General features: G+C 71.7%; 13 protein-coding genes and 1 pseudogene. 4 read left to right on the forward strand and 10 right to left on the reverse strand.

The window, feature by feature from the left end; genetic code table 11:
• Positions 1–43: 43 nt before the first annotated feature.
• Positions 44–742: a hypothetical protein gene (locus ACTIDRAF_RS0205295; RefSeq protein WP_016697672.1), complete on the reverse strand. Its 699-nt coding sequence runs from the start codon at positions 740–742 to the stop codon at positions 44–46.
• Positions 743–1,109: 367 nt separating this feature from the next.
• Here ACTIDRAF_RS0205295 and ACTIDRAF_RS31800 point away from each other — a divergent pair, with 367 nt between their 5' ends.
• From ACTIDRAF_RS31800 to ACTIDRAF_RS0205315, 4 genes are all read left to right on the forward strand, one after another.
• Complete coding sequence (locus tag ACTIDRAF_RS31800) at positions 1,110–1,361, forward strand: hypothetical protein (protein ID WP_157162861.1); 252 nt, start codon at positions 1,110–1,112, stop codon at positions 1,359–1,361.
• A gap of 106 nt (positions 1,362–1,467) precedes the next feature.
• A complete protein-coding gene (locus tag ACTIDRAF_RS0205305; RefSeq protein ID WP_016697674.1) occupies positions 1,468–1,812 on the forward strand; it encodes a metalloregulator ArsR/SmtB family transcription factor in 345 nt (114 codons plus the stop codon).
• A gap of 9 nt (positions 1,813–1,821) precedes the next feature.
• Positions 1,822–2,352 (forward strand): SRPBCC family protein, encoded by a 531-nt coding sequence (locus ACTIDRAF_RS0205310; protein WP_016697675.1) that lies wholly within the window; start codon positions 1,822–1,824, stop codon positions 2,350–2,352.
• 156 nt (positions 2,353–2,508) lie between these two features.
• Complete coding sequence (locus ACTIDRAF_RS0205315) at positions 2,509–3,336, forward strand: alpha/beta hydrolase family protein (protein WP_016697676.1); 828 nt, start codon at positions 2,509–2,511, stop codon at positions 3,334–3,336.
• Here ACTIDRAF_RS0205315 and ACTIDRAF_RS0205320 read toward each other — a convergent pair.
• The 9 genes and pseudogenes from ACTIDRAF_RS0205320 to ACTIDRAF_RS0205360 form a co-directional block, all read right to left on the reverse strand.
• Positions 3,314–4,474 carry an ABC transporter ATP-binding protein gene (locus ACTIDRAF_RS0205320; protein WP_016697677.1) on the reverse strand — a complete coding sequence of 387 codons (1,161 nt, stop codon included), beginning with the start codon at positions 4,472–4,474 and terminating at the stop codon, positions 3,314–3,316. The two genes, ACTIDRAF_RS0205315 and ACTIDRAF_RS0205320, sit on opposite strands and share 23 nt — an antisense overlap.
• Positions 4,471–5,469 (reverse strand): ABC transporter ATP-binding protein, encoded by a 999-nt coding sequence (locus ACTIDRAF_RS0205325; RefSeq protein ID WP_016697678.1) that lies wholly within the window; start codon positions 5,467–5,469, stop codon positions 4,471–4,473. Before ACTIDRAF_RS0205325 ends, ACTIDRAF_RS0205320 begins: the two co-directional genes overlap by 4 nt.
• Before the next feature lie 2 nt (positions 5,470–5,471).
• Positions 5,472–6,407, reverse strand: a complete 936-nt coding sequence (locus ACTIDRAF_RS0205330) for an ABC transporter permease (protein WP_016697679.1) — start codon at positions 6,405–6,407, stop codon at positions 5,472–5,474.
• Positions 6,407–7,417, reverse strand: coding sequence for an ABC transporter permease (locus ACTIDRAF_RS0205335; RefSeq protein ID WP_016697680.1), 1,011 nt, complete (start codon positions 7,415–7,417; stop codon positions 6,407–6,409). Before ACTIDRAF_RS0205335 ends, ACTIDRAF_RS0205330 begins: the two co-directional genes overlap by 1 nt.
• Positions 7,418–7,461: 44 nt before the next feature.
• Positions 7,462–9,165 (reverse strand): ABC transporter substrate-binding protein, encoded by a 1,704-nt coding sequence (locus ACTIDRAF_RS0205340; RefSeq protein WP_016697681.1) that lies wholly within the window; start codon positions 9,163–9,165, stop codon positions 7,462–7,464.
• Positions 9,166–9,296: 131 nt separating this feature from the next.
• Positions 9,297–9,839: a uridine kinase family protein gene (locus ACTIDRAF_RS0205345; RefSeq protein WP_016697682.1), complete on the reverse strand. Its 543-nt coding sequence runs from the start codon at positions 9,837–9,839 to the stop codon at positions 9,297–9,299.
• Between the two features lie 226 nt (positions 9,840–10,065).
• Positions 10,066–10,674, reverse strand: coding sequence for a recombination mediator RecR (gene recR, locus ACTIDRAF_RS0205350; RefSeq protein WP_016697683.1), 609 nt, complete (start codon positions 10,672–10,674; stop codon positions 10,066–10,068).
• A gap of 34 nt (positions 10,675–10,708) precedes the next feature.
• Positions 10,709–11,086 carry a YbaB/EbfC family nucleoid-associated protein gene (locus ACTIDRAF_RS0205355; protein ID WP_016697684.1) on the reverse strand — a complete coding sequence of 126 codons (378 nt, stop codon included), beginning with the start codon at positions 11,084–11,086 and terminating at the stop codon, positions 10,709–10,711.
• Between the two features lie 102 nt (positions 11,087–11,188).
• Positions 11,189–11,570, reverse strand: a pseudogene (locus tag ACTIDRAF_RS0205360) (hypothetical protein); the annotation flags it as partial.

Below are 11,570 nucleotides of genomic sequence, written 5' to 3' on the forward strand. Positions count from 1 at the left end.
GGCCGGGCACCGGCCGGCCACCCCGTCGCCTACCGCCCGGGGATCACTTCCACCAACGGACGGGCTCGGCGGAGTAGTCGGTGCCGGGCACCTCGTCCGACCGGTCGTTGCGCCAGATCTCGAGGCCGGCGACCTCGGTGGCCTCCGGAGCCAGCGAGATGTCACAGGCCTGGTAGCTGGCGCCGACCTCGGTGAAGTCGCTGCCCGCGGACTCGCCGTCGCACTGGTCGAGGTTGCCGAAGATGATGGTGAGGTCCTGGGCGCGGGAGCCGTCGGGCAGGATCCCCCTGGTTCCGCCGAGCGACGAGAAGGCGAGGTCGTCGCCGCTCTCGTTCGTGACGGTGTACCTGAGGTAGTAGGGCACCAGACCGGCGACCTGGTCACCCATGTCGAGCGGGTCCAGGTCGGAGGGGTCGCCCTTGTCGATCGCGTCGAGCGTGACGCTGACGACGCCGGTCGAGTCGGCGTACTTGAAGGGGATGTACGCGGGCTCGCCCAGCGCGAGCTCGGTGCCCTGGGGCGTAAACTCCCCGGAGAACTCCCCGGCCGGTTCGGCCCCGGTGTCCGAGGCGTCCGCCTCCTCGTCCTCGGCGACCTCGCTCTCGGGGGCGACCTCGGAGGTGGTCTCACTCGGTGTCGGGGTTCCCGCCTCGGCGTTGCCCTCCTCCGTGGAGGAACAACCAGCCAGCACCAGCGCGGAGGCGGCGACCGCGACGAGGGGTGACCATGAACGGATTCGCAAGGTGTCTCCTGTGTGAATCGCGCGCAGCACGCCGGGGAGTCGCGAGGACTCCCCGGTCGGTACGACGATGTGCGGTGGACCCCAGGGCACTGGGAAGTATGCCCTTCACACCCCCCGCATACCCCCCGAATGGATGAACTTCTTGGCAGGAATGCCGCAGGCGTCCAGCGGGTGACGCAGGCAAAGCGGTGTGTGACCGGAACCGCCCCGGCCCGAGCCGGACGACGAACCGGTGAGTGGGGTGCTCGGACCGTGGCGCGTCCTGGCGCCCGCCACCACCCAGCCGACGGAGCCTTCGGTCGCCCCCCGCCCTCCCCCGACGTACGGTGGGCGCGTCCCGGCCCGCCTCTCCAGCGAGGAGACGATGATGGACACCGGATCGGATGACGAGCTGCGCTGGTGGGTCAACTGCGTGGACTTCTCGGGACGCACCCGCCGGATCAGCGTCCTCGTCATGGGGGACCGGGTGGCCGTCGTCACGCCTCCCGGGGAGACCGCCGTGCTGAGCGCCTCGGATGCGGCCCAGCTCGCGTTGGCGCTCGACAAGGCGGCGAGCGGGGAGCGGAACGCGACCGGGCCGCTGCCCACCCCGCGCCCCGGACCGGCGGAGGGCGGCTGACCTCCGCCGGTCCGCGCTGGCCACCCCCTCGGCACGGCACGTTCCCCGACCACTGGGGCGTATGTAGCTCGACAGCTACGTAGTCAGCATGCTACAAACCTGGCCCATGACGCACGGGGTGTTCGAGGCTCTGGCCGATCCCACCCGCCGTCGGCTGCTGGAGCTGCTGGCCGAGGGTGACCGCACCGCGGGGGAGCTCGCCGGCGAGTTCAGCACCGCGCGGCCAACCGTCTCCCGCCATCTGCGGGTGCTCCGGGAGGCGGGCCTGGTGGGCTGGCGATCCGAGGCCCAACAGCGCGTGTACCACCTCGTCCCGGCCTCGTTGGGCGAGGCCGGGGACTGGGTCGACCGAGTACGCGGCCGGTGGTCGCGGCGGTTGGACCAGCTGGAACGCCATCTCGACCGGCTCGCCGCCGGGTCAGCCGCCGACGGCACGCCGACATCGGACTGAGGAGTGGACGTGGAGCACCAACGACCGACGACGGACGCCCGAGACCTCGCGCCTCCCCCAGACGCGGGAACGCTCGGCCTGGGGGACGACGGAGCCTGGCAGATCCTGTTCCGACGCCACCTCGCCCACCCGATCGACCGGGTCTGGGCCGCCCTGAGCCAGCCCGACCACCAACGGGAGTGGCTGCCCGGCGTCCGGATCGAGGTCCGCGCCGGCGGGTCCGTCCACTTCGACTTCGGCGACGAGGGCAGCGCGGAGGGGACGGTCGAGGTGGTCGAGGCCCCGACGCTGCTCGAACACAGCTGGTGCTGGTCCGACGAACCGCCCTCGACCGTGCGGTGGGAACTCGCTACCGCCGATGACGGGGGGACCGAGCTCGTGCTCCGCCACCGGGCGGTGGACCAGGGCCCGGCCGCCGACTTCGCCGTCGGCTGGCACGGCATCCTCGACGCCCTCCGCGCGCACCTCGACGGCGGCGCACCCGCGACCGATTACGGCGCGCTCGACGCCTGGTACCGGGTGGCGGCACAGCGGTCCTGAGGTCCGTGGCCGCGGGTCACCCCGGACCTCACCTGGTCAGGTGATACTCCTCGACCCGGTGCCCGACCACGGGTATCACGGCGGTGTGCACAGTGGATACCCCGCCGGCCGACGTCCCTCGCCACCACCGTCCTGGCGGTGTCAGGGCGGAACCCGATGACCGCACGCGTGGTGCTGGTCTCCCGCGCCATGACCCGCCCCGACCGGACCTACGCCGCCCTGGCCACCGAGCTGGCCGACCGCCACCTGGAACCCACCGCGATCCCGTGGGGCCCGGCGTGGTGCTCGGCCGAGCGCCTCGAGGCCTACGGGGTGGCGGACGAGGCCCGCCTCGTCGAGGACCACCTGGCGCCTTTCGACGGGCCGGTCTCGGTCGTCGGGCACTCCTGCGGCTGCCTGGCTGCGGTCCTCTTCGCCCTCGCCCGGCCACACCGGGTGATGAGCCTCACGCTGGTGGACATCGCCTGGCTCGGCAACCGACCCCGGTGGCCGGGCCAGGCGGAGTTCACCGCCGCGATGGACCGCATCGCCGCCCTTCCCCCGGCCGGGGTCGGCCCCGCCTTCGCCGCCGCCTTCTCACCACCCGGCCCTCACCAGGCCCCCACGCCACCCGCCCCCAACCCCGGACTCGGCCGGCTGGTCGCGGAGGCGCAGGTCGCCTGGCGAGCATGGCGACGGGACCCGCTGGAACCGGAGCTCGACCCGCTGACGATGCCGGTCCACCTCCCGTTCGCGACCACCGGCCCGGCTTGGATGCGGGCCGTCGCCGTCGCACTCGCTGCCCGCCTCCCGAACGCGACCAGCACGGAACTCCCGGGAACCCACCTGGACGTCGTGAACCGCAACGCCGGGCGGCTCGCGCACTGGATCCACCGGCACGCCGCCACCCCTACCGGAGGGCCGGCAGCGGGCGGAGGGGGTGGGGGGCCGTCGCGCGGAGCACCCGCCGCACGGCCACCGGTCAGGGTCCCAACACCTCCGTGACGGAGGCGGGTCCCGCCGCCGAGGTCGATGCCACCCCCGACAGGCCGGTCGTCGCGTCCACGGCCTCCGCGGCCACCTCGTGCCGGGCGATGCGCCCGTCCCGGATGTCCTCGGCGAAGTGGCAGGCCACCCGGTGCCCCGGCGTGATCTCGCGCAGCGCGGGGCGCTCCGTGTCACACCGGTCGGCCTGCCGCCAGGGGCACCGGGTGTGGAACCGGCACCCGGAGGGCGGCGCGGCCGGCGACGGCAGGTCGCCGGACAGCAGGATGTGTTCGCGGCGGTCCTCCAGCTCCGGATCCGGTACCGGGACCGCGGACAGCAACGCCCGGGTGTAGGGGTGCAGCGGTTCCTGGTACAGGGCGTCCGAGGCCGCCTCCTCCACCAACCCGCCGAGGTACATCACGCCGATCCGGTCCGAGATGTGCCGCACCACGGCGAGGTCGTGCGCGATGACCAGGTACGTCAGACCGAACTCCTCCTGGAGGTCCCCGAGGAGGTTGATCACCTGGGCCTGGACCGACACGTCCAGCGCGGACACCGGCTCGTCCGCCACGACCAGGTCGGGGTTGACCGTGAGCGCCCTGGCGATCCCGATCCGCTGCCGTTGGCCCCCGGAGAACTCGTGCGGGTACTTGCGCAACGCCGTCCCGGGGAGGCCGACCGCTGTCAGCAGCTCGCGCAGCCGCCGGTCGGTGGCAACCCGGTCGGTGTCCAGGCCGTGGGCCCGCAACCCCTCCACGAGGATCGATGCCACCGACTGCCGCGGGTCCAGCGAGGACATCGGGTCCTGGAACACCATCTGCATCCGACGGCGCATCCGCCGCAACGGCTCGCCCCTCAGGGTGGACAGGTCGACACCGTCGAAGACGACCCGTCCCCCGGTCTGGTCCACCAGGCGCAGCAACGCCCGGCCCAGGGTCGACTTCCCGCACCCCGACTCGCCGACGAGACCGTAGGTCTCGCCCCGCTGGATGCGCAGGTCCACGCCGTCCACGGCGTAGACGTGGCCAACGGTGCGGTCGAGGACGACCCCTCGCTTGATCGGGAAGTGGACCTTGAGGTCATCGACCTCCACGAGCACCCGGTCCTCCTCCGGGGCCGTGCTGACGTTCGCCGACTCGCCGCGTGCCGCGCTCACTGGACGGGCACCTCCTCACTGGGTGCCGGCCGACCGACCGGGTTGTGGCAGCGCAACAGCCGTTCGCCGTCCCGGGTCATCTCCGGGCTCCGCTCGACGCAGGCGTCGACCGCGTTCGGGCACCGGGGCGCGAACGCGCAACCACCCGCCCACGGGATGTTGTCCGCGACCGAGCCCCGGATCGGGGTGAGGCGGTCTCCCCGGGGCGCGTCGAGCCGGGGGATCGAGGCCAGCAGGCCCGCCGTGTAGGGGTGGCGGGGCTCGGCGAACAGCTCGTGCCGACCGGCCCGTTCGACGATCCGGCCCCCGTAGAGCACGTTGACCTCGTCGCACATGCCGGCCACGACACCGAGGTCGTGCGTGATCATGATGAGGGCGGTTCCCGTGTCCCGGACGAGCTCGGAGAGCAGACTGAGGATCTGCGCCTGGATCGTCACGTCGAGAGCGGTGGTGGGTTCGTCGGCGATCAGCAACCGGGGCTTGCAGGCCAACGCCATCGCGATCAGCGCGCGCTGGCGCATCCCGCCGGACAACTGGTGCGGGTACTCCTTCAACCTGCGGCTGGGATCGGGGATGCCGACCCGGTCCAGCAACTCGGCCGAGCGGAGCGCGGCCTCCCGGCGACGCAGGCCCTCGTGCCGCTCCAGCACCTCGCTGACCTGGACCCCGATCGGGATGACGGGGTTCACCGAGGACAGCGGGTCCTGGAAGACCATCCCCAGGTCGCGGCCACGACGGTCGGCGAGCTCGCGGTCGGAGAGCCGGAGCAGGTCCTTCCCCTCGAACTCGACCGTGCCCTCGACGCGCACCCCGCGCTGGGGGAGCAGGCCCATGATCGCCAGCGAGGTCACGGACTTCCCGCAGCCGGACTCGCCGACCAGCCCCACCATCTGCCCCGGGCTCACGTCGAAGCTGATGCCGTCCACCGCGGCGAAGGGCTCCTCGCCCTTGCGCTGGAAGACGACCGAGAGATCGCGTACTTCGAGCAGCGCCATGTCTACCGCCGCCTCTTCGGGTCGAGGGCGTCCCGCAGCGACTCACCGACCAGTGTGAAGCCGAGAGCCACCACGATGATGCAGGCCGCTGGCCAGAAGGCCAGGTGCGGATGGGAATCGATCACGTTCTGGGCGTTGCCGAGCATCTGCCCCCACTCCGGCACCGAATCGTCGGCCGCCCCCAGCCCCAGGAAGGACAGCGCCGCCGCGTCGATGATGGCGACGGCCAGCACCAGGGTGGACTGCACGATCACCGGCCCCAGGGCGTTGGGCAACATGTGCCGGAAGACGATCGACCGCTGCCGGACACCCAGTGACCGGGCGGCCAACACGTGGTCGCTCTCCCGCTGCGCCAACATCGTGCCCCGCAACAGGCGGGCGAACACCGGGATCTGCACGATCGCGACCGCCAGGATCACCGTGAACTGGGTCTGCGATGAGAACAGCGCCCCGATCGACACCGCCAGCAGGAGTGACGGAACCGAGAGCATCACGTCGACGATCCGCATGACGAGCGAGTCCACCCACCCGCCGAACGCCCCGGCGAGGGTGCCAAGGGTGAGGCCACCGCCCAGGCCGATCACGGTCGCCAGCACCGCGACCAGCAGGGTCTGCTGGGAACCCAGCAGGACCCGGGAGAAGAGGTCCCGGCCGTGCTGATCTCCCCCGAAGGGGTGGCCCTCCTGCGCCGGCGGGATGCTGTTGGTGGCTCGCGACACCTGGTCGGCGAGCATCCGCACTCCGGGGTCGTGCGGGGCGAGCACCGGGGCGAGCAGGGCGAGCAGCACGAACAGCCCGATGATCGAGGCGCCCACCAGGAAGACGGGGTTGCGGCGGAGCCGACGCCAGGCGGAGGCCGCGAGGCTCACCCCTGTCTCGCTGGCGCTGGACTCCGCGAGCGAGTCGATCCGCTCCTTGCGACTGGTACCGATGGCCATCAGCGTGTCCTGATCCGTGGGTCGATAGCGGCGTAGGACAGGTCCACGAGCAGGTTCACCAGCACGTACGTCATGGCGGACGCCAGGATCACCACCTGGAGCACCGGGAAGTCCTTGCGTTCGAAGCCCAGCGCGAGCGCCTGACCGAGCCCGGGGATGTTGAAGACCCGTTCGGTGAGCACCGCACCGGAGAGCAACGCCCCGGTCTGGAGACCGATCGTCGTGACCACCGGCAGCATCGCGTTGCGCAGCACGTGCCGGCGGCGGATCACCGCGCCCGCGAGCCCCTTGGACCTGGCGGTGCGCACGTAGTCCTCATCGAGGACGTCCAGCACGGCGGCCCTGGTGATCCGGAAGATCACCGCGAACGGGATGGTGGACAGGGCGATCGCCGGCAACAGGAGGTGGACGAACGCGTCGAGGGCCGCGTCCCACTCCTGCGTCAGCAGGCCGTCCAGGACGTAGAAGCCGGTGACCCTGGTGGCGTCGATACCGCCGGTCTGGCGTCCGGACGCGGGCAACCAGCCGAGCTGGACCGCGAAGATCCACTTGAGCAGGAAGGCGAGGAAGAAGACCGGTACCGCGATCCCGACCAGGGACCAGGTGATGCTGAGGTTGTCCAGCAGCCGACCACGCCGGCGCGCGGCCAGGTAGCCCAGCGGGATCCCCACCGCGATGGCGATCAGGATGGCCAACACCGCGAGTTCGAGGGTGGCCGGGAAACGTTGCAGGAAGACATCCAGGGCGGGTGTGCCCCGCTGGACGCCGGTCGAGGTGCCGAAGTCGCCGGTCAACGCCCGGGCCACGAACCTCCAGTACTGGAGGAAGATGGGCTGGTCGAGCCCGAGGTCGGCGCGCAGCGCCGCCTCGGACTCCGGCGTGGCCCGGTCTCCCAGGAGGGCCGAGACCGGCCCTCCCGGGAGCGCCCGGAGCCAGGCGAACAGCAGCACCGACAGGGCGAGAACGACCAGCATCAGCTGTCCGAGCCGCCGTACGGTGTAGCGCAGCACGAGGGTTCCTTGTGGTGGGAGCGATCAGATCCGGTGTCGGTGGCTCACTCCACGGTGATCGTGTTGAACTCCTCCGCGGTCAGCGGACTCGTCACCAGGCCCTCGACGTGCTCGGCCACCACGATCGCCGGCGGGGAGTGGGAGATCGGGATGGCGGGCAGCCACTCGCTCATCAGGTTCTCGTTGATCTCCTCGTACAACCCGGCCCTGATCTCCTCGTCCGGCTCGGAGTCGGCCGCCGCGAGGTCGTCAGCCAGCTGCTGCCCCCAGTCGGACTCCCCGGTGTAGAACTGCCCCTCGGTCGAGCTGAAGAACGAACCGAGGAAGTTGTCGGCGGTGTTGTAGTCACCGGTCCAGCCGAGCAGGAACAACGGGGCGTTGCCCTGGTTGGACTCCTCGATGTACCCGCCGGCCCACGGACGGCTGACGGCGTTCACCGTGATGCCCACGGCCTCCAGGTCCTGGGAGATCGCGTTGAAGATGCCCTGGGGGTCCGGCAGGTAGGGGCGGGTGACCTCGGTGGGCCACCAGAAGTCGACCGTCAGGTCCTCGTGACCGGCCTCGGCCAGCAGCTCCTCGGCGCGCTCCGGGTCGTAGTCGTAGGTCCGCACGTCGGCGGACCAGCCCTCGACGCTGTCCGGGTAGAGCTGGGTCGCCACCTCGGCGCCGTCGGGGAGCGTGGAGCTGACCAGGCCCTCCCGGTTGATCGCGTGGGCGAGGGCCTGCCGGACCCGCAGGTCGCGCAGCGCCGGGTTGTCCTTCTGCGAGATACCCAGGTAGAGGATGTTGAACGGGGCCCGGACCTCGACCTGGAAGCCCTCGTCCCGCAGCTGCTGGTAGTCGGCCGGGTTGGGCAGGTCGTAGCCGTCGATGCCGCCGGACTGCAACTCCTGCTTGCGGGCGGTCTCGTCCGGGATGATCCGGAAGATCAGGCGCTCGATGTTCGCCTTGCCGTCCTCATCCCAGTACTCCTCGTTCCGGGTCAGCTCGATGGTGCCGTTGCCCTCGTCGTAGGAGGAGAAGACGAAGGGGCCGGTCCCGGTCGGGTGTTCCCTGGCGTACTCGGAGAACACGAAGCTGTCACCCTCGGCCCGCACGTCGTTGGCCGAGTACTCCTCCAGCGCCGTGGGCGACTGCATGGAGAAGGCGGGCAGCCCGAGCAGCGAGGGGAACTTGCCGGTGGCCCTGGTCAGGGTGACGGTCGCCGTGTGCTCGTCGTCGACGCTGCACGACTCGTACAGCGAGGGGGTGGCACCGTCGGAGAACCCGCCGAAGTTCTGCTTCCAGTAGTAGGACAGCGCCTCGCTCTGACCGGCGCCCTCCTGGGTGTACCAGCGCTCGAAATTGTAGCAGACCGCGTCCGCGTCGAAGGGGGTTCCGTCGTGGAAGGACACACCCTCCTGGAGGGTGAACGTCCACTCCAGGCCGTCGTCGCTGGACTCCCACCCCGTGGCCAGCTCGGGAACGACGTCGACACCACCGGGCTCGAAGGTGACCAGGCCCTGGAAGATCTGGCGTGCGACGCGGAACGTCTCTCCGTCCGAGGCGTAGAACGGGTCGAACAGCGCCGGGGCGCCGGCCGCCCCGAAGGTGAAGGTGCCACCCCCTGAGCTCGAACCTCCACCGTCGCCGCCACCGTCACGCTGGGACTCGGCGCAGGCGGACAGGGACAAGGCCACAGCGCCCGCGACACCCACGGTGGTGAGTCGCCGGAGCCTGGGGTTCAGGGCCCTTTTGGATACGGCCATCGTGCACCTCAGTCGTTGACGGTTACTGACGGATTGATGGCAGACCCTAACGGGTTATGGACAAGAATCGGACGTGTCACGGATCACGATCGCGCAACCAGCACGGGGGGTCACGAAATCGCAAAACGACGTCACGGGTTCGTCACGTGGATGTGAGCCCGTTCACGGGTCGAATCCCGGCGGAACCACTCGGTTTCCACCCGCTGCCATTCCACCAGGTGAGGGCGTGTTCCCGCGCCGTCCCGGGCGACCGCCCGCTCCAACCGAACGGCGGGGTCGGGATGCTCCACCCAGACCAGGAGGCTCGCCCGATCCGCCACCTCGACCCGAGCCGAGGAGACACCCTCCAGCACCAGCACGTCCGGTGGCGGCACCTCCAGCCACGCCCCGGGAACGGGTTCACCGCCGCGCCACTCCACCCGCTGGTAGCGGGCGACCTCGCCCCGCTCCAGCGGGGCGAGCACCGCCCGCTCCAGCCGAGGCCACCAGCCCACCGGTTCCGACCAGGTGGCGAAGTGGTCCGTGGGCACGATGTCGATCCGCACCCCCCGCTCCCGGCCGAGCCGGGCCAGGTCCTCGGCCAGCGTGGTCTTGCCGCTCCCCGAGGGACCGTCCACGGACACCAACCTGGTGCGGCCGAGTCGTGGAGGACGGGACAGCACCCTGTCCAGCACCGCACGAGCGTTCGCCGACCCCGTCACCGCGCCCCCCGCCCCCGGTGAACGACGCGCGGAACCGACGTGGCCGCGACCCGTCGACCGGGCACTCCGGAGGGGATCGGCAGGACTTCGCTCCAGGCAGGGCGGCAGGAGCCGCCAGCCGGCGGACGGGAGCGCCGGCGCACCGAGGCACCGTCCGGTGCGGCTCGCACCCGGTCCTCCGCGCCGCCGACGGCCAGGATCACACCGACCGGCGCCCGGACAGCGCGCGGCCGAGAGTCAGTTCGTCGGCGAACTCCAGGTCCCCACCCATCGGCAGCCCGGAGGCCAGCCGGGTGACCGTCAGCCCGGGGAAGTCCCGCAACATCCGCACCAGGTAGGTGGCGGTCGCCTCCCCCTCGGTGTTCGGGTCCGTGGCGATGATGACCTCGGTCACCTCCGCACCGCCGTACTGCCCACCGATCCGGCCCAGCAGCTCCCGGATGCGCAGCTGGTCGGGCCCCACCCCGGACAACGGGTCCAACGCCCCACCCAGGACGTGGTAGCGCCCCCGGTACTCCCGGGTGCGCTCCACCGCGAGCACGTCCTTGGGCTCCTCGACCACGCACACCAGCGCCGCGTCCCGGCGGGCGTCCCGGCAGATCCGGCACGTCGCCTGCTCCGACACGTTGCCGCAGATGTCGCAGAAGGTGACGCCCTCCTTCACCCTTTGGAGGACCTCCTGGAGCCGGGTGACGTCGGCGGGCTCGGCGCCGAGCAGGTGGAAGGCGATGCGCTGCGCGCTCTTGGGACCGATTCCGGGCAACCGCCCGAGTTCGTCGATCAGGTCCTGGACTGGGCCCTCGTACACTCCACCGTTCCTTGCCTCGCCGCTCCGGCCGTCGTCACAGCCCGGGGAAACCGGGCAGCGCGGGACCGCCGGGGCCGCCCAGCCCGAGCCCTCCCATGTCCCCGAGGCCGCCGGCCACCGGGCCCAGCTTGCGCTGCGCCAGCTCCTGCGCCTCCCGGTTGGCGTCGCGGACGGCCGCGACCACCAGGTCGGCGAGGGTCTCGGTGTCCTCCGGATCGACGGCCTTGGGGTCGATGACCAGGTTCTGGAGCTCTCCGGAACCGTTCACCGTGGCCCGCACCAGGCCACCACCGGCGGTGCCGGTCACCTCGGCTTCGGCCAGCTCCTGCTGGGCCTCCATCACCTGCTGCTGAAGTTTCTGCGCCTGCTGGATGATCTGTTGCATGTTCGGCTGGCCACCGGGCTGCACCATGGCTCCTCTCGACGGAGGTCGTCGGTCTCGCGTCGCCGCAAGCCTAGCCGTCCCGCCGGGTGCTCGGACGAGCCGCGCCGCCCCGGGGGCTCGCCGAGGAACTCAGGTCACCAGGCGCCCGCCCAGCTGTTCGGACAGCAGCTGGATCGCCGTCTCCTGCGGGTCCCGAGGCGGTCGCACGTCCCGGGGGTCGTCCGGTCCCTCCGGGCCCTCCGCGCCGGGGCCGCCCGGGACGGCCGTGCCCCCCGGGGGCACCGCGACGTCGGTGGCTGGCGTGTGGCCGTTGGACCTCGGCGCAGCCCCTCGAGCTGGGCTCGCCGCCCCGGCGGGCGGGTCCGGGTCCGGCGGTTCCGGTTCGTCGGGTTCCGGTGGCAGGGGGATGTCGTCCTCGGCCGACACCGGTCGGGCCGCTGGACGGGTGCTCTCCGGCCGCCTCGGTGGGGCCGGCTCGGGAGCCCGGCGCGGCGGCTCGGGGCGCCGCTCG

Source organism: Actinoalloteichus spitiensis RMV-1378, from assembly GCF_000239155.1.
GTDB classification, from domain to species: Bacteria; Actinomycetota; Actinomycetes; order Mycobacteriales; family Pseudonocardiaceae; genus Actinoalloteichus_B; species Actinoalloteichus_B spitiensis.

Excerpts from the sequence above, each read along its gene's own strand:
- ACTIDRAF_RS31800 (WP_157162861.1), top strand. The coding sequence starts at position 1,110 with ATGGACACCGGATCGGATGACGAGCTGCGCTGGTGGGTCAACTGCGTG.
- ACTIDRAF_RS0205305 (WP_016697674.1), top strand. The coding sequence starts at position 1,468 with ATGACGCACGGGGTGTTCGAGGCTCTGGCCGATCCCACCCGCCGTCGG.
- ACTIDRAF_RS0205315 (WP_016697676.1), top strand. The coding sequence starts at position 2,509 with ATGACCGCACGCGTGGTGCTGGTCTCCCGCGCCATGACCCGCCCCGAC.
- ACTIDRAF_RS0205325 (WP_016697678.1), bottom strand. The coding sequence starts at position 5,469 with ATGGCGCTGCTCGAAGTACGCGATCTCTCGGTCGTCTTCCAGCGCAAG.
- ACTIDRAF_RS0205330 (WP_016697679.1), bottom strand. The coding sequence starts at position 6,407 with ATGGCCATCGGTACCAGTCGCAAGGAGCGGATCGACTCGCTCGCGGAG.
- ACTIDRAF_RS0205340 (WP_016697681.1), bottom strand. The coding sequence starts at position 9,165 with ATGGCCGTATCCAAAAGGGCCCTGAACCCCAGGCTCCGGCGACTCACC.
- ACTIDRAF_RS0205355 (WP_016697684.1), bottom strand. The coding sequence starts at position 11,086 with ATGGTGCAGCCCGGTGGCCAGCCGAACATGCAACAGATCATCCAGCAG.